Origin of the sequence: Caballeronia sp. LZ028 (assembly GCF_031451415.1) — a bacterium.
GTDB lineage: Bacteria > Pseudomonadota > Gammaproteobacteria > Burkholderiales > Burkholderiaceae > Caballeronia > Caballeronia zhejiangensis.
The window spans coordinates 399,833-416,208 of sequence record NZ_JARUXN010000002.1; the positions used below are offsets into that span (position 1 = coordinate 399,833).

Annotated in this window: 15 protein-coding genes; 2 read left to right on the forward strand and 13 right to left on the reverse strand. The window is 63.5% G+C overall.

The genetic code is table 11. From position 1 onward, the window contains the following. Window position 1: 1 nt before the first annotated feature. Window positions 2–715, reverse strand: coding sequence for an HAD-IA family hydrolase (locus tag QCE58_RS16055; RefSeq protein ID WP_008346978.1), 714 nt, complete (start codon window positions 713–715; stop codon window positions 2–4). A gap of 72 nt (window positions 716–787) precedes the next feature. Further along, window positions 788–1,864, reverse strand: a complete 1,077-nt coding sequence (locus QCE58_RS16060; protein ID WP_008346979.1) for an ABC transporter ATP-binding protein — start codon at window positions 1,862–1,864, stop codon at window positions 788–790. Window positions 1,865–1,964: 100 nt separating this feature from the next. Between QCE58_RS16060 and QCE58_RS16065 the strand changes: the two genes are divergently transcribed. Continuing rightward, window positions 1,965–2,936 (forward strand): LysR family transcriptional regulator, encoded by a 972-nt coding sequence (locus QCE58_RS16065; protein WP_008346980.1) that lies wholly within the window; start codon window positions 1,965–1,967, stop codon window positions 2,934–2,936. Here the strand turns inward: QCE58_RS16065 and QCE58_RS16070 are convergent. The 11 genes from QCE58_RS16070 to QCE58_RS16120 all read right to left on the reverse strand — a co-directional run bounded on the left by QCE58_RS16070 (window position 2,850) and on the right by QCE58_RS16120 (window position 15,252). Beyond that, a complete protein-coding gene (locus QCE58_RS16070) occupies window positions 2,850–3,266 on the reverse strand; it encodes a helix-turn-helix domain-containing protein (protein ID WP_175981448.1) in 417 nt (138 codons plus the stop codon). The two genes, QCE58_RS16065 and QCE58_RS16070, sit on opposite strands and share 87 nt — an antisense overlap. Continuing rightward, entirely contained in the window at window positions 3,263–4,432 is a 1,170-nt protein-coding gene (locus tag QCE58_RS16075) for an FAD-binding oxidoreductase (RefSeq protein WP_250437411.1), read from the reverse strand. The genes QCE58_RS16070 and QCE58_RS16075 overlap by 4 nt, the downstream gene beginning before the upstream one ends. After that, window positions 4,429–5,817: an NAD(P)/FAD-dependent oxidoreductase gene (locus QCE58_RS16080; protein ID WP_250522339.1), complete on the reverse strand. Its 1,389-nt coding sequence runs from the start codon at window positions 5,815–5,817 to the stop codon at window positions 4,429–4,431. Before QCE58_RS16080 ends, QCE58_RS16075 begins: the two co-directional genes overlap by 4 nt. After that, the gene (locus QCE58_RS16085; RefSeq protein WP_008346985.1) at window positions 5,802–6,116 is read right to left on the reverse strand and encodes a (2Fe-2S)-binding protein; all 315 of its coding nucleotides are present in this window, start codon (window positions 6,114–6,116) and stop codon (window positions 5,802–5,804) included. Before QCE58_RS16085 ends, QCE58_RS16080 begins: the two co-directional genes overlap by 16 nt. Then, the gene (locus QCE58_RS16090) at window positions 6,113–7,960 is read right to left on the reverse strand and encodes an ABC transporter ATP-binding protein (protein WP_250458258.1); all 1,848 of its coding nucleotides are present in this window, start codon (window positions 7,958–7,960) and stop codon (window positions 6,113–6,115) included. Before QCE58_RS16090 ends, QCE58_RS16085 begins: the two co-directional genes overlap by 4 nt. Next, window positions 7,957–8,889: an ABC transporter permease gene (locus QCE58_RS16095; protein WP_008346989.1), complete on the reverse strand. Its 933-nt coding sequence runs from the start codon at window positions 8,887–8,889 to the stop codon at window positions 7,957–7,959. Before QCE58_RS16095 ends, QCE58_RS16090 begins: the two co-directional genes overlap by 4 nt. After that, a complete protein-coding gene (locus QCE58_RS16100; protein ID WP_008346990.1) occupies window positions 8,886–9,842 on the reverse strand; it encodes an ABC transporter permease in 957 nt (318 codons plus the stop codon). Before QCE58_RS16100 ends, QCE58_RS16095 begins: the two co-directional genes overlap by 4 nt. Window positions 9,843–9,922: 80 nt before the next feature. After that, window positions 9,923–11,545, reverse strand: a complete 1,623-nt coding sequence (locus QCE58_RS16105; RefSeq protein ID WP_008346991.1) for an ABC transporter substrate-binding protein — start codon at window positions 11,543–11,545, stop codon at window positions 9,923–9,925. A gap of 80 nt (window positions 11,546–11,625) precedes the next feature. Continuing rightward, complete coding sequence (locus QCE58_RS16110) at window positions 11,626–12,900, reverse strand: FAD-binding oxidoreductase (RefSeq protein WP_250507801.1); 1,275 nt, start codon at window positions 12,898–12,900, stop codon at window positions 11,626–11,628. A 28-nt stretch (window positions 12,901–12,928) separates the two neighbouring features. Then, window positions 12,929–13,597, reverse strand: coding sequence for a haloacid dehalogenase type II (locus tag QCE58_RS16115; RefSeq protein ID WP_008346995.1), 669 nt, complete (start codon window positions 13,595–13,597; stop codon window positions 12,929–12,931). A gap of 176 nt (window positions 13,598–13,773) precedes the next feature. After that, a complete protein-coding gene (locus QCE58_RS16120; protein WP_250522340.1) occupies window positions 13,774–15,252 on the reverse strand; it encodes an aldehyde dehydrogenase in 1,479 nt (492 codons plus the stop codon). Window positions 15,253–15,496: 244 nt separating this feature from the next. Between QCE58_RS16120 and QCE58_RS16125 the strand changes: the two genes are divergently transcribed. After that, window positions 15,497–16,369, forward strand: coding sequence for a GNAT family N-acetyltransferase (locus QCE58_RS16125; protein ID WP_008346999.1), 873 nt, complete (start codon window positions 15,497–15,499; stop codon window positions 16,367–16,369). The last annotated feature ends 7 nt before the right edge of the window (window positions 16,370–16,376 follow it).

Here is a 16,376-nt window from a genome sequence, read left to right on the forward strand (position 1 = left end):
GTCAGGCGGCGGCGCGGAGTTCGTCGTCGACGGCATCCGCGAGCGCGGCGAGCGTCGCGAACTTCCACGTCGGCGTCGTCACGCTCTCGGGCACGGGTGTCGCGCCGAAGCCCTTCATGCCCTGGCGCCGCTCGATCCAGCATGTCGAATAACCGAGCTTCGTTGCGATGCCGATGTCGTGATACTGGCTCTGCGCCGTATGCAGGATCTCTTCGAACTTATAGCCGAACGCCGCCTGACGTCCACGGTTATAGGCAAAGAATTGCGGATCGGGTTTGGCGACGCCGGTCTCATCGCAGCAGACGGTATCGTCGAACGGATTGCCGAGCGTGTGAGCATAGGCCGACAACGCAACGCGATCCGCGTTGGTCATCGCGACAAGACGAAAGTGCTTGCGCAGACGCTTCAATGCCGCGACCGAGTCTTCGAATGCGGGCCATTCGAGCACATCGCGCTGGAATGCCGCGGCGGATTGCGCATCGTCGGGCAAGCCGAGTTTGCTCGCGAGATGCAGATACACGTTCGCCATTTCATGACTCGATCTGCCCGGATACTTCGCGCGCCCTTCCATGTACGGCTCGAAGATCTGATCGTCGGTCAGGTCCTTTGCCTTCGCTCCGCCCAGCCGGCGCACGGAATCGAGCACGCCTTTTTCGAAGTTGATCAGCGTGCCGACGACATCGAAGGTCAGGACCTTGAAATCGGTGAGATTCATTGCGTCATCCTTTTCGGGTTGCGTATCTACGTTTGCAGTCGAAATCGCCCGTGCACAGGCGGTGAGAAGAAATCAGGCCGACACGACGATCGTGTCTTGCGGATCGAGCGCGACCGTCATCGATGCGCCCGGCTCGGGGATGCGCTTGCGCGCGTCGTGGCTGCCGGGTTGCCGAAGACTGATCGCCGTGCCGTCGGCGAGCGCGGCGAACACGCGCAGGCTCTCACCTTGATAGAGCACTTCGGTCACGCGGCATGAAAGACGGTTCGCATCCGCATGACGGTTCTCGCCGTCGATGACGAGCTTTTCCGTTTGCACCGCGAGCAATAGCTTCTCGCCGCGCGGCAATGGATGCGCGGTGCGCAGAATCGTATCGCCGAGACGCACGGCATCGTCGCCGGCGCGCGTGACATCGAGCATCGTCGCTTCGCCGATGAAGCTCGCGACGAACGCATCGCAAGGACGGTCGTACAGGCGCTCGGGTGTGTCGATCTGCACGAGCCTGCCGTCCTTCAACACGGCGACGCGATCGCTCATCGTGAGTGCTTCGCGCTGGTCGTGCGTCACGTTGACGATGGTCGCCCCGAGCTGCCGATGCAGCCTGCGCAATTCGATTTGCATGGTCTCGCGCAGTTGCTTGTCGAGCGCGGACAACGGCTCGTCCATCAGAATGAGTTGCGGTTGAAACACCATTGCGCGGGCAAGCGCCACGCGTTGCTTCTGTCCGCCTGAAAGCTGATGGATGCTGCGGCTTTCATAACCTTTGAGTTCGACCATGGCGAGTGCTTCGGCGACGCGCTTCGCCCATGTCGATTTCGGCTCGCGCCGCGCACGCAGCGAGAACGCGACGTTCTCGCCTACCGTCATGTGCGGAAAGAGCGCGTAGTTCTGAAACACGATGCCGATATCGCGCTTGTGCGGTGGCGCAAATGTAATGTCACGCTCGCCGACCCACACGCTGCCCGAGCTCGGCTGCACGAAGCCGCCGAGAATGCCGAGCAGCGTCGTCTTGCCCGAGCCAGAAGGCCCGAGCAGCGAGACGAATTCGCCCGGCGCGATATCGAGCGATACGTCATCGAGCGCCGTCACCGCGCCATAGCGCTTCGTCGCGGACCTGATCGACACTCCCGTTTTAGCGCGTGCGTCCATGTCGTTCGTCTCGTCGGAAATAGAGGGGTTGGGAAAATACTAAGTCGCGATGTTTTTGACGGCAATTCCAAAATTGTTGGATCGGGCATAACATGAAGTCATGCCAAACCTTCGCAAGAAACTGCCGAGCGCCAATGCGCTTTTCGTATTCGAAGCGGCCGCGCGCTGCGGTAATTTCACGCGCGCCGCGCAGGAGCTTTATGTGAGTCAGCCCGCGGTGAGCCGCATGCTCGCGCGCATGGAGGACCATATCGGCGTGCGGCTTTTCGAGCGCGTGCGCGGCGGCATCGAACTCACGGAGAGCGGCGAGATTCTTTATCGCAAGATTTCCGAAGGCTTCAGCGGCATCGAAAGTGCGATCCGCGAAATCGAGGCGCGCGCGACGGGCATCGAGACCGTCACGCTTTCCGTATCGACCGGCTTCACCACGCATTGGCTCATGCCGCGCATGAGCCGTCTGAATCAGGCGTTTCCATCGGTCGATCTGCGGTTTCAATTGATATCGGGGCGCATCGGCGGGCCGCTCGTCGATGTCGATCTCGGCATGCGCTTTGTTCACGACGAAGAGATCGACGAGCACGCGGTGCTCGTGATGCCCGAGATGCTCTTGCCGCTTTGCAATCCGCGTTATCACGAACTCGCAGAGACCGATGCGGCGCGCGCGCATGGCGATACCGTCATCGTGATGGACGATGAAGAACGCGGCTGGCACGAGCGTTTTCATGCGTTCGCTTCAAAGGAGCGCCATGCAGCGGGCATGTTGCGTTTCAACGATTACGCGATCGTCGTGCAGGCGGCGTTGCTCGGACAAGGCATCGCGCTCGGATGGCTCAACGTGACGTCGCACTGGCTCGCGCAAGGCGCGCTCGTGCCCGCCGAAGAAGAACTGGTGGTCACGAGCCGGCGTTGCTGTCTGCTCACGCCGCCGAACAAGTCGATGCGGCCCATCGTCGCCAGCGTGCGCGAATGGATCATCCAGGAAGCGCTAAGCGACATGCGCTCCGTCGAAAGCAAATACCCGCGGCTGGGCTTGCGTGACGCGCTTGCCCAGACCGGCATCGAGCTCGGCTGAGCGCGCTTTTCTGCGCGCGCGCTCGACGAACGCGCTCGGCGTCATGCCGCACAGGCGCTTGAAATGCCGCGCCAGATGACTCTGATCGAAGAAGCCCACTTCCGTCGCGACGACCGATCCTGGCACGCCCGCGAGCAATAACGTCTGCGCGCGCCGCACGCGCAACTCGCACAGGTACTTGTACGGCGAAAGTCCGAATTGCTCGCGAAACACGGTCGCGAAGCGCGACACGCTCAGCGCCGAAAGATCCGCGAGTTGCGCGAGGCTCACGGTCTTGTCGAAATTGGCTTCGATGTAGGCGAGCGCGTCGACCAGATTGGCTTGGCTCATGGCGAAGTCTCGGAAGTAAGCGATTGCGCGTGCGTCGACGAAGCGCGCTGAAATCGTCTGATGGAAAACGAAGAAAGATCGATCGGCGTGCTGCCCGCATCGAGCAATTCGGCAAGCGTCTCGCCCACGCCCGGTCCGATCTGAAAGCCCGATCCGCTGAAGCCGAACGCGTAGAACAGGCCATCGGCCTTCGAACTCGGACCGATCACCGGCTCCGAATCCGGCAGATAGCTTTCCACACCGCTCCACACGCGAATCACATGCAGCGGGCGCATCGCGGGCACCATGCGGCGGAACTGCGCCAGTTGCGCGACGGTGTTCTCGGGCAGGACGGAAGCGCGTCGCGTGTCTGCGTCCGCGGGTCCGGGCGGTCCGCCCCCGAGCACGATATTGCCCCGCTCCACTTGCCGGAAATAAACGCTCTCTTCCTTGATCGACGTGTACACGCCCATCGAAGCCTTGAACACGTAAGGCACGGGTTCGGTCACCGCCATTTGCGGGCCGCGCGCGACGAGCGGCACGGGTTCGCCGAATTGCGTCGATAGCGTATTGGCCCACGCGCCCGCGCAAATCAGCACTTGCTCCGCCCGATACACATCGCCCGCCGCGCTTTCCACGCGAAAGCCGCCCGCTTCCTTTTCTACGCGCACCACTTCCGTGTTCTCGACGACGCGCGCGCCGAGCCGCGCGGCAGCACGCCCGAACGCGGGCGCGGCAAGACGCGGATTCGCGTGGCCGTCGAGCGGCGAGATGGATGCGGCGATCACGTCGCGGCCCAGAAAAGGAAAGCGCTTGAACATGGCCGCGCCTTCGAGCACTTCGAGATCGAGGTCGTAAGCGCGCGCATCGGCGGCATAGCGATGAAAGTATTCCGCGTCATGCGCGTGATAGCACACGCGGGTATGCCCCGATGGCAAGAACTCGACATCTTCGCCGAGCAGTTCGCGGGAACGCCGCCACGTTTGCAGCGCGCGATTCGACATTGCGAGTTGCTCCAGCGCGCGGCCTTGGCGACGCACGCCGCCGAAGTTCACGCCGCTCGCCTGTTGTCCGGTCAAGCCGCGTTCGAGCAGGATCACGGAACGCTTGCGACGGCGCAAAAAGAAAGCGGTCGTCGTGCCGACGATGCCCCCGCCGATCACGATCACATCGGCGCGCTCGTTCATTCGCTGGTCTCCAGATCCTTGTGCGGCGCGAGCGCCATGGGCAGAGGTTTCACCGGTGCTTGCCCGCGCAAGCGGCCGACCGCTTCCAGCGGCACGCGTGCTTCGGCTGCAATGACTTCCGCGCCCGCATGTGCGCAGAAGCGGCCCTGGCATCGGCCCATGCCGACGCGCGAAAAAGCCTTCGCGCGATTCGCTTCCTTTGCGCCCATGTCGTTCACGACGCGCCTCAGGTCGCCTGCCGTTATCGCTTCACATCGGCACACGATGGTTTCATCCGGCAAGGCGGCGGCAAAGCGCGCGGGCCACGGAAACGCGGCGCGCAAGCCGGAAGCAAAACGCGTGAAGCGATTTAGTTGCAAGCGCAACTTGTTGGCTTCGTCTTCGCTGCACGTCATGCCGATGTCCTTCAACGCCGCGAGCGCCGCAAGACGTCCCGCGCGCTCGGCGGCATCCGCGCCGCGCACGCGCGCGCCATCGCCGGCAAGATAGGTGCCTTTCACGTTGCTGCGGCCATCCACATCGGCGATGGGAAGCCACTGTTGCAACGCCTGATCGAAGCGGAACTCGCAGCCCGCGAGATCGGCGAGCTGTGTTTCAGGGCGCAAGTGATAGCCGAGCGCGACGGCATCGCATCCGACTTGCAGCATCGCGCCATCGGCTTGCCTGACGCGCACGCCTTGCACGCCATGCTCGGGCGTGCCTCGAATCTCGACCGGCGTGATGCCGCGATGAACCGGCACGCGCGCATCTTTCAGCACGCGCATCAACGCAACGCCCTTCCTTAACGCCGATGGAATCGCGAGCAGTTGCGGCAACGCGCGCAGACGCTGCGCGAACGTCGATGTATCGAGCACCGCACTTACTGTCGCGCCCGCCTTCACGTATTGCGCGGCGACGAGATAGAGCAACGGACCGGTGCCCATCATCACGACGCGCGAACCGATCGCGCAGCCCTGCGATTTGAGCGCGACCTGCGCGCCGCCGAGGCTATACGCGCCCGCGTGATGCCAGCCGGGAACGGGCATCAGCCGATCGGTCGCGCCGCTGCAAATGATGAGCGCATCGAACGCGAGCTTGCGATGACGCGTGCCGCTCACCGTGTGCAGTGCATTCGGCTCGATGTTCCAGACGAGCGTATCGGGCACGTAGTCGATCTTCGGGCGCAACGCATCGAACGCATCGTGCAATGCACGCGCGCGCGTTGCTTCCGTACCGTACAAGGTCTCGTACGTGCGCTTGAATCCTTCCGGCTGACGACGATAGATCTGCCCGCCGTCGCGTCTGCCTTCATCGATAACGACGGGACGCAAGCCCGCTTCGACGAGCGCCTGCGCCGCACGCACGCCCGCCGGTCCTGCGCCGATCACGATCACAGTCGCGGCCATACGCCCTCCTGCGCTTCTGCAAGACGCGTGACGATCGACATGCCTTCGGCCGCCTGCGTCGTGCACGCGCGCACGCGCTCGCCGTTAGCGGTCCACACCCAGCAGTCCTGGCATGCGCCCATTACGCAGAAGCCCGCGCGGCGGCCATCGCCGAACTCGGAGTCGCGCAATGCTTCCTGCGATGTGAGCAGCGCGACCATCAGCGTGTCGCCTTCGGCTGCGAGCGCGCGCTTGCCGTCGATGACGATCTCGAACGTCCTGCGTCCTTTCTCGGCGACTCTCACGAAGCGTCCGCTCATGCCGTCACCGTTTCCATCGACTGCATGCGGGCGAGATCGTCGGCGCTGTGATGACACAGGATGTGCGCGCCCGAAGGCAAAGTCTTCTTCGCGGGCGGCGTCACGTTGCACTTGCCGTCGATGCGCGCCGCACAGCGCGAACGGAAGCTGCACAACTCGGGCGCATCGCTTTCCGGACCGAGCGCGGGCAATGCGCCGAGCGCCATCGCACGACGCGAATCGAGCCAGCCGGGACGCAACGCAGGAACCGAATCGACGAGCAAGCCCGTATAAGGGTGATACGGCGGATGCGAAAGCGCATCGCGCTGGCCCGCTTCGACGCACTGGCCCGCATACAGCACGATGACTTCATCGCAGATGGCGCGCACGGTCGAGATGTCGTGGCTGATGAACATGTACGACACATTCAGTTCGCGACGCAGCTCGGCGAGCAGATCGAGAATCGCCGCGCCGACGACCGTATCGAGCGCGGACGTCACTTCATCGCAGAGAATGAGCTCGGGATTCGCCGCGAGCGCGCGCGCAAGATTCACACGCTGCTTCTGCCCTCCCGACAGGCCGCCCGGCTGACGCTTCGCGATCGATGCAGGCAGCTTCACGAGATCGAGCAGCTCCAGCATGCGCTTTTGCGCGGCCGCGCCACGCAGACCGTGATAAAAGTTCATGGGCCGCGCGAGAATATCGGCAATGGTGCGGCTCGGGTTCAACGCGGTATCGGCGTTCTGAAACACGATCTGTACGCGACGATATTGATCCAGCGTGCGTTCCGATAGTTTCGCTGGCAACGACTTGCCGTCGAGCAGCACGTCGCCGTGCGCGCGATCGACGAGACCCGCGATCACGCGCGCGAGCGTCGTCTTTCCCGAGCCCGATTCGCCGATCACGCCAAGCGTGCTGCCGCGCGCGATCTTCAGGCTCACATCATCGAGCACGCGCACGGCGGGCACGCCGTTCGCATCGATGCGTCCATAGCCCGCGCTCAGATTGCGGATTTCGAGCAGCGGGACTTTGCGCGCATCGTCGGGCGTTGCGCGTTCCACTTCGGGACGGCGCGTTGCCGCGAGCAACTGGCGCGTGTACTCGTCGGCCGGCGCGTCGAGCACTTGCGCGGTCGCGCCGTTCTCGCGCACGCGTCCACCGTTCAACACGACGATGCGATCCGCCATCTGCGCGACGACCGCGAGATCGTGCGACACATACACGGCCGTCGTGCCCAGCTCGCGCACCACGCCCTTGAATGCGGCGAGCACTTCGATCTGCGTGGTCACGTCGAGCGCGGTGGTCGGTTCATCGAACACGACGACGGCGGGATCGGTGATCAGCGCCATTGCCGCCATCAAGCGCTGCAACTGGCCGCCCGACACCTGATGCGGATAACGATCGCCGATGGTCTCGGGATTCGGCAACGCGAGCGAACGAAACAGGCTGATCGCTTTCTCACGCGCGACAGCGGGCGTCATGAGTTTGTGCAGCAGCGCGGGTTCCGTGACTTGATCCATGATCGTGCGCGCCGGATTGAAGCCCGCCGATGCGCTCTGCGCGACATACGCGACGGTGCGCGAACGCAATGCGCGACGGCCCTTCGCGTCGAGCGACAACACATCGGTATCGCCGATCTTCACCGAGCCGCCCGCGATAGAACAACCACCGCGCGCATGACCGAGCAGCGCGAGCGCGATGGTCGTCTTGCCCGAGCCCGACTCGCCGATCAGCGCGAGCACTTCGCCCTTCTTCACCGTGAAGTCGACGCCCTTCACGATCTCGACGACGGGATCCGGCGCCGCGCCAGCAACGACGCGCAAGCCTTTCACTTCGATCATGTTCGTGCCTGTGTTCGATGTCATTGGCCGCCTCCATGCGAACGCGCGCCATGACGACGCAAACTGTCGATGAGCAGATTCACGCCTACAGTCAGCGTCGCGATCGCGACTGCCGGCATCAGCACCGCGGGCGCGCCTTCCGCCAGCCCGCCGATGTTCTCGCGCACGAGCGAGCCCCAGTCCGCGTTCGGCGGCTGCACGCCGAGACCGAGAAAGCTCAGGCCCGAAAGCAGCAGCACGATGAACACGAAGCGCAGGCCGAAGTCCGCGAGCATCGGGTGAATCATGTTGGGCAGCACTTCGACGCGTGCGATATAGAAGAGCTTCTCGCCGCGCGCCTTCGCGACCTGCACGTATTCGAGCGTCATGATGTTCACCGCGAGGGAGCGCGAGATGCGGAAGGCACCGGGGATATAGGCGAGTGCGGCGACCATCATCAGCATCGGAATGGACGAGCCGAATGCGGCAATCACGACGAGCGCAAGAATCTTGCTCGGGATCGAAATGAGCGCATCGAACAGGCGGCTCAGCACTTCATCGACCCAGCGTCCCGACACGGCGGCCACGAGACCGAAGAACGTGCCGATGACGCTCGCGGCCACCGTCGCGGCGAGCGCGAGGCCGACCGTGTACTGCGTGCCGTAAAGAATGCGGCTCAGCATGTCGCGGCCGAGATAGTCGGTGCCGAGCAGATGTGCCGCACTATACGAGCCGAACACTTCCGTCGATGTGAACGCGCCGCCTTTATAAGGCGCGACAACCGGCCCGACGAACGCGATCACGAGCCAGAACACGACGATGAACAGACCGATGAGACCCAGCACCGAAAAGCGGTTGACGAGGCGGCTCATGAGGCCGCGCCTGACGACGACGGGCGCTTGCTCCTGCGGGGCATCGGCGGGCGGCTGATCGTATAGCACGGTCGTGGCGTGAGAAGTGACGTTCCGATTCATCGTTGACGCAGCCTCGGGTTGGAGACGATCTGAGCCAGATCGGCGATGAGCACGAGCGCGAGATAAGCCGCGCAGAACACCATCACGCAGCCCTGCACGAGCGGCATGTCGCGATTGGTGACGGCGTCGACCATGAGGCTCGCAAGACCGGGATAGTTGAAGATCGATTCGACGATCACCACGCCGCCGAACAGATACGAGAGCGAGAGCGCAACCGCATTTGCAATCGGCCCGATGGTGTTCGGCAACACATGCCGCAACACGACGCGCATGGGCGAGGCGCCTTTCAGCACCGCCATCTCCACATACGAAGCGTTGAGCTGATCGAGCACCGCCGCGCGCGTCATGCGCGCCATCTGCGCGACGATCACGCAGCAGAGCGTCATCACTGGCATCGCATAGGTCCGCACGAGCGCGCCGAACGACGATACATCCGACAGATACGACAACGCCGGCAGCCAGCGCAGCTTCACCGCGAAGATCAGCACCGCGATGGTCGCGACGAGAAACTCGGGCACCGCCACCGTCGAAAGCGTGAGCACGTTGAGCACGCGATCGACGAGCGAGCCGCGATACATCGCCGAGAGAATGCCGATGAACAACGCGATCGGCACCGAGACCAGCGCGGTCAACCCCGCGAGCACGAGCGAATTCGGCAGACGCGTCGAGATGAGTTCACTGACCGGCAGATTGTTCGACAGCGACGTGCCGAAGTTGCCCGTCACCACATGCAGAAGCCATTGCAGATAACGCGTGACGGCAGGCTGATCGAGGCCGAACTGATGCCGCAGCGCGGCCACCTGTTCGGGCGTCGCCGCCTGACCGAGCGCCTGTTGCGCGGCATCGCCCGGCAAGAGACCGGTGATGCCGAACACCACCATCGACACGATCAGCAGCGTGAGCAGCGCGAGGCCGAGGCGCGCGGCGACGAGTCGTTGCGCATGAGCTTTCATCGGATAAACGCCTCTCTCTCGTTGAAGGTTTGACTGCGCGCGCCATCGGAAGATGGCGCACATCCCGCTTCAAAGCATGCTCATGCCTCGAGCCACACGTTCTCCGCGAACATCCAGCCCATCAGGCCCGCGAGCGGAATGCCGCCCAAGCCCTTCAGCTTCGTCGTATGCGCGTCGAGCGAACTCTGGAACATCGGAATGCCGATGCCGCCGTCCGTATGCACGAGCTCCTGCATGTCGCCGTAAATCTTCTTGCGCTTCGCATCGTCCGGTTCGCCACGCGCGGCGACGAGCATCTGGTCGAACTGCGGGCTCTTCCAGTTCGCTTCGTTCCACGGCGCATCGGATTTGAAGAACTGCGTGAAGATCACGTCCGCACTCGGGCGCGCGTTGATGTTGCCGAAGCCGAGCGGATGCTTCATCCAGTGATTCGACCAGTAACCATCCGCCGGCACGCGCGTCACTTGCAGATTGATGCCCGCTTGCGGCGCGACCTGCTGCATCAGTACGGCCATCTCCACGGAACCTTCCGCCGCCGGCGATGCGTACAGTTGGATCGGCGTGCTGCCCAGCTTCGCCTTCTGGAAGTGGAACTTCGCCTTGTCCGGATCGAAGCCGCGTTGCGGCAGACCCGACATGTAGTACTTGTTGCTCGGATCGATAGGCTGATCGTTGCCGATCGCGCCATAGCCGCGGAAGATCGTCTTGCGCATCTGCTCGCGATCCATCAGGTACATCATGCCGCGGCGGAAATCCGCATTGCCGGTGATGCCGCCATCGTCGCGCATGATGAGATCGGTGTACTGGCCCGTCTTCGTTTCCAGCACCGCGAAGCCCGGCGTGCCCTTGATCCGCTCGGTCGAGCGCGCGCTCACTGCATTGATGAGCTGCACGTCGCCGGACATCAGCGCGTTCACGCGCGCGGGTTCGTCCGCGATGCCGATCAGCTCCACTTCGTCCAGATGCGGCATGCCCGGCTTCCAGTACTTCTCGTTGCGCACGCCGACGGTACGCACGCCCGGCGAGAACTCCTTCAGCTTGAACGGGCCCGTGCCGACCGCCGTCTTGAAGTCCGTCGTGCCATCCTTGATGATGAGGAAGTGCGAGTCCGCGAGAATCACGGGCAGGTCCGCGTTCGCGCCCGTCAGCGTGATCGTGAGCTCGTTCGGGCCGGTCGCCTTGATTTCCTTGAACTGATCGGCGAGCGTCTTCGCCTTCGAGCCGACCGCCGGATCCTTATGGCGCATCAGCGAATAGATGACGTCCTGCGGCGCGAGCGATTTGCCATCGTGGAACTGCACGCCGCTGCGCAGCTTCACGACCCACACGGTCGCGTCTTTCGTTTCGAGCGATTCGGCGAGCGCCATCTTCGCGCCGAGATGATTGTCGAGTTCGGTCAGGCCGCTGTAGAACATGAAGCCGCGCGCGTAGTCCGTGCCGAGCGCGCCCTTCGCCGGATCGAGCGTATCGGCGGCTGACGACGACTGCGTCGCCACGCGAATGCGTCCGCCCTGCTTCGGCTTGTCCTGCGCGAAAGCCGCGCCGCTCGCGGTGAGCAGACCCGCGCCCGTCATTGACATGAGTCCGCCCGCGGCCATCGCGCGAAGGACATTGCGCCGGGACGCGCCACGGCGCGTCAGTTCTTCCAGGCGTTTGCCGGCATCGGCGTGAACGAGTGCTTCAGGCGATTTGTCGATGCTCATGAACTTCTCCGCGATAGGGACTGTGAATGTTCGACGGCTTGGTTATTGGATGAAGGCCGTCTGTCTTTGCTTTCGATGCTTCAATAGAAAACGTCTTTGATCGAGTAATACGCGCCGACGAGCGGCAGGAACCACGGCTTGCCCGTATGGCCCGGAATCGCGGGCCAGTCGAAATCGCGCCACGGGTTCGCATCGGCGTTGCCGTTCATCACGTCGGCCATGATCTGGCCCATGTGCGTCGACATCTGCGTGCCGTGGCCGCTGTAGCCCATCGAGAAATAGATGCCATCGTGCTGGCCCGCGCGTGGCAGGCGATCCGCGGTGATATCGACGAGACCGCCCCAGCAATAGTCGATGCGCGCACTGGCGAGACTCGGGAAAATAGCTGCGAGATTCGCCTGCAGGATGCGTCCGCTCTTCGCGTCCGATGGACGTTCCGACGCGGTGAAGCGCGCGCGGCCGCCGAGCAGCAAACGTGAATCGGGCGTCACGCGAAAATAGTTGTGCATCAGGCGGCTCGTCGTGTACGAGCGGCGCTGCGGCAACAGTTGCTTCAGTTGTTCCGCTGGCAGCGGCTCCGTCACGATGATGAACGAGCCGACCGGTGCAAGCCTGCGCCGATACCACGCGAACGGTCCATGCTTCGAAGGCCCTGTCGCGATCAGCACTTGCCTTGCGCGCAACGTGCCGCGCTTCGAATCGATTCGATAGGCGCCGCCTTCCTTCGCGATCGCCGTGACTTCAGCGTGCTCATAGAGACGCGCGCCTTGCCTCGCCGCTGCATTCGCGAGGCCGACGGCGAACTTGCCCATATGCATCTGTCCGCCGTGACGTTGCAACAGCCCGCCGTGAAAGGCATCGGACTGCACTTCATTGCGGACCTGCTCGCGATCGAGCACATCGATATCCGGATCGACTTCGCGCCGGATCAACTCGGCGGTCGTCGCGATATGTTCGAGATGATGCGGCTTCGCGGCGAGCTTCAGCTTGCCCGACGCGAGATAGTCGCAATCGATGTCTTCTTCGCGGATCAAACGTTCGACCGTGCTCACCGCCGCCGCATACGCGCGATAACAGCCTTGCGCGCGCTCCACGCCGAGTTGCGAGCGCAGCGCCGCATAATCCTGCGCGACGCCCGTATTGCATTGACCGCCGTTGCGTCCCGACGCGCCGCCGCCCATGCGCCCGGCATCGAGCACGACGACCGACGCGCCGCGCTTCGCCAACGCGAGCGCCGCCGACAAACCGGTGAACCCGCCGCCGATCACGGCGACATCGGCCTGGCCATCCGCCGGGCCTTCGCACGTCGAGATGATCGAAGGCGCGGTATCGAGCCAGTAGGAGTCGAGTTTCATCGGCATTGCTCGCGTGAAGTGGCTTCGATTACAGACCGAGTTGACCGGCGAGATCGCCGATGGTGTCCACTTCGTAATACTCGTAGTACGGCGTGCCCGGCTCGTGGCCGCGCTTCACGAACGCCTTGTGCTTGATGCCCATGTCGTGCGCGGTCATCAGGTCGTAGCGCAGGCTCGACGACACATGCAGCACGTCTTCCGGATTGCAGTTCAATTGATCGAACATGTACTCGAAGCCCTGCATGCGCGGCTTGTACGACTGCGCCTGCTGCGCCGTGAACACGCGATGAAACGGCGCGCCGAGCTTGTCGACGTTGCTCTGAATCTGATCGTCCGATGCGTTCGACAGAATCACGAGCTTGTACTTCTTCGCGAGACGCGAGAGACCTTCCGGTACATCCGGATGCGGGCCCCACGTCGGCACGGCGAGGTAGTATTTTTCGGCTTCGGCTTCGTTGAATTCGACGTTCATGCGCTCGCACGCGCGGCGCACCGAATTGACGATCACGTCGCGATACGGCTTCCACGCGCCGAGCACTTCGTCGCGGCGATAGCCCGCGAAGAACTTGACGAATTGTTCGAGGTCGTCGCCCTGCAGGCGGTCTGCGTACATCTCGCGGGTCATGTCGGCCATGCGGAATTTCGTCAGCGTGCCGTAGCAGTCGAACGTGATGTACTTCGGCTCGAAATCGATCATGATGTCAGTCCTGTCGTGTGTTGGTTGAAACAAGAAACAGCGAAGTGTCGAGAAAATTTAAACAAGGCAAAAATGACTGATGGCGTTGAATGCGTGCCTCGCGACGATATAAGTCATGCGTTTTGAGGCGTCGCCACAGCAGAAAATGCGGCGCACGTTTGGAACGATCGTGCGCTTCAGACTTCCGTATCGATGAGCACGCTCTTGAAGCGCAGATTCGCTTCGTAAGCCTGCCGTCCGAGATCCTTGCCAATGCCCGAGCGCTTGTAGCCGCCCGTCGGAATCACGAAATCGCTGGTACGTCCATAGCGATTCACCCATACCGTGCCCGCTTCGATGCCGCGCACCATGCGCAACGCGCGACCGATGTCCGCGGTATGCACGCCCGCAGCAAGGCCGTAGTCCGGATGCGCTGCGAGTTCCAACGCTTCTTCTTCGGTGTCGAACGACTGCACGGTGAGCACCGGGCCGAAGATTTCATTGCGCACGGCGTCGCTCTCCTGCGTGACGTCGCACAGCAACGTTGGCGAATAGAACGCGCCGGGCGTCGCAGCATCGGCACGCTTTCCGCCGCAACGCACGGTCGCGCCGTTCGCGATGCTGCGCTTAACGATCGCATCGATGCGCTGCGCCTGCGGCTCCGAAATGATCGGCGGCAAGGTCGTGCCCGCAGCCCAGGTCGCGCCCGCTTTCAGTTCGCCGAATGCTTGCGCGATGCGATCCGTCAGTTCTTCGGCGATGCCGCGCTGCACGAGCAGCCTCGATCCCGCGACGCACACTTGCCCCGCATTCCCCGTGATCGCGCCCGCGATGCGACGTGCGACCTCATCGATGCGCGGTGCGTCGGCGAACACGATCTGCGGGCTCTTGCCGCCCAGTTCCAGCGTGACCGGCTTCGTGCCGCTTTGCGCGCATGCGGCCATGATCGCGGCGCCGGTGTGCGTCGATCCGGTGAACGTCACTTTGCCGATGCGGGGATGACGCACGAGCGCATCGCCGGTGGTGCGGCCATCGCCCTGAACGACGTTGAAGATGCCCGGCGGCACGCCCGCTTCGAGCGCGAGCTCGGCGAGACGCAACGCGCTGAACGGCGTCATCTCCGAAGGCTTCAGCACGACCGCGTTGCCCGCCGCGAGCGCGGGCGCGGTCTTCCATATGCCCATCACGAGCGGAAAGTTCCACGGAGCAATCGCGCCGATCACGCCATACGGCTCCGCGATCGTCATGCCGAGATGTCGATGATCCGTTGCCGCAACATCGCCGCCGATCTTGTCGGCAAGCTCCGCATAGAAGCGAATGCTCTCGGCGGTGAACGGCACGTCCCAGTTGTATGCGTCGCGCACCGGGCGCGTCGAGCCGATCGCTTCGAGCGGCGCGAGATTCGCAGCGTCGGCAGCGACGAGATCGGCGAACTTGCGCAGCACGCGTGCGCGCTCGCGTGGCGCGCGGCGGGCCCAGTCGCTCTTTTTGAACGCGCTGTAGGCGTTCTGCACCGCGTAGTCGATCATCGCGTCATCGGCGACGGGCACCGAGGCATACGCGACGCCATCCGACGGACGCGTTACCTCGATTCGCGACGCGCCCGCATCGATCAGTTCGCCGCCGATGAAGTGCCCGCTTCTGATGACGATGCTGGCAGGATCGAACCGGTCCATATGCGTGAGTCCTCCTCGGCATGTTGCGTTGACATGACTCCATCGTAGGGCCAGCGCGCCGGCATATTTCGCCGACAAAATTGCCGATTCGGCACAGCGCGCGCGTTCTTGCCGCGATAACCTGCGGTTTTGCGTTGCACCACGCGGCGGAATCTCGCGCCGTGCGGGACAGGAAGATCGTCCTAGCCATGCGCGCTGCGCGGTGTCAAAGTCACGGTAAATGTCTTCAAACTGAGGAGGCCGCGTGCCTGACTCGAACAATAACGAAGTGGTCGAATACCGGGCTTTCACGCTCGACGACCTTCCTGCAGCGCACGCGTTGTCCGCGTCCGTGAAATGGCGGCATCGCGCGGACGATTGGCGTTTCGCGGCGCGTATCGGCAGCGGCTTCGCGGCGGTCGATCAGAACGGTGCGCTCGTCGGTACGGCGCTCGCGTTTCAGTTCGGCGCGGATGCGGCGACGCTCGGCATGTTCATCGTGTCGCCGGAACATCAGCGGCGCGGCATCGGGCGCGGACTGCTCGACCGCCTGCGTGCGAAGCTCGGTCCGCGCATGCTGCTGATCCACGCATCGAACGAAGGCAAGCCGCTTTGCGTGGAACGCGGCTTCGAAACCATCGACACCATTCATCAACATCAGGGCGCGGCCTTTCAGCCGCCGCTCGTTTCGCTGCCGCCGGGCGAACGGCTCCGTCCGATCGGCGCGAAGGATACGCCGCGTCTTGCCGCGCTGGCATCGCGCGCAAGCGGGCTGGATCGCACGGAACTCATGCCGCAATTGCTCGATGTCGCGAGCGGCATCGCACTCGATCGCGATGGCGAACTGATCGGCTTCGCGCTCTTCCGACGTTTCGGCGATGGTCACGTGATCGGCCCGGTCGTCGCGCCCGAGTCGGCGGACCAGAGCCGCGCCAAAGCGCTGATCAGCTATTGGCTCGCGCTGAACGCGGGCATGTTCGTGCGCATCGATACGCCCTTGCGTTACGGCCTTTCCTCGTGGCTGGAAGGACTCGGCCTGCCGCTCGTCGATACCATCGAGCAGATGGCGCTCAACGGCAAGCCATCCACCGATGCGACGTTCACGCAATTTGCGCTGACGAGCCAGGCCGTGTGGTAATCGATCG

Excerpts from the sequence above, each read along its gene's own strand:
- QCE58_RS16120 (WP_250522340.1), bottom strand. The coding sequence starts at position 15,252 with ATGGACCGGTTCGATCCTGCCAGCATCGTCATCAGAAGCGGGCACTTC.
- QCE58_RS16105 (WP_008346991.1), bottom strand. The coding sequence starts at position 11,545 with ATGAGCATCGACAAATCGCCTGAAGCACTCGTTCACGCCGATGCCGGC.
- QCE58_RS16110 (WP_250507801.1), bottom strand. The coding sequence starts at position 12,900 with ATGAAACTCGACTCCTACTGGCTCGATACCGCGCCTTCGATCATCTCG.
- QCE58_RS16060 (WP_008346979.1), bottom strand. The coding sequence starts at position 1,864 with ATGGACGCACGCGCTAAAACGGGAGTGTCGATCAGGTCCGCGACGAAG.
- QCE58_RS16090 (WP_250458258.1), bottom strand. The coding sequence starts at position 7,960 with ATGACATCGAACACAGGCACGAACATGATCGAAGTGAAAGGCTTGCGC.
- QCE58_RS16070 (WP_175981448.1), bottom strand. The coding sequence starts at position 3,266 with ATGAGCCAAGCCAATCTGGTCGACGCGCTCGCCTACATCGAAGCCAAT.
- QCE58_RS16095 (WP_008346989.1), bottom strand. The coding sequence starts at position 8,889 with ATGAATCGGAACGTCACTTCTCACGCCACGACCGTGCTATACGATCAG.
- QCE58_RS16100 (WP_008346990.1), bottom strand. The coding sequence starts at position 9,842 with ATGAAAGCTCATGCGCAACGACTCGTCGCCGCGCGCCTCGGCCTCGCG.
- QCE58_RS16075 (WP_250437411.1), bottom strand. The coding sequence starts at position 4,432 with ATGAACGAGCGCGCCGATGTGATCGTGATCGGCGGGGGCATCGTCGGC.
- QCE58_RS16085 (WP_008346985.1), bottom strand. The coding sequence starts at position 6,116 with ATGAGCGGACGCTTCGTGAGAGTCGCCGAGAAAGGACGCAGGACGTTC.
- QCE58_RS16080 (WP_250522339.1), bottom strand. The coding sequence starts at position 5,817 with ATGGCCGCGACTGTGATCGTGATCGGCGCAGGACCGGCGGGCGTGCGT.
- QCE58_RS16055 (WP_008346978.1), bottom strand. The coding sequence starts at position 715 with ATGAATCTCACCGATTTCAAGGTCCTGACCTTCGATGTCGTCGGCACG.
- QCE58_RS16065 (WP_008346980.1), top strand. The coding sequence starts at position 1,965 with ATGCCAAACCTTCGCAAGAAACTGCCGAGCGCCAATGCGCTTTTCGTA.
- QCE58_RS16115 (WP_008346995.1), bottom strand. The coding sequence starts at position 13,597 with ATGATCGATTTCGAGCCGAAGTACATCACGTTCGACTGCTACGGCACG.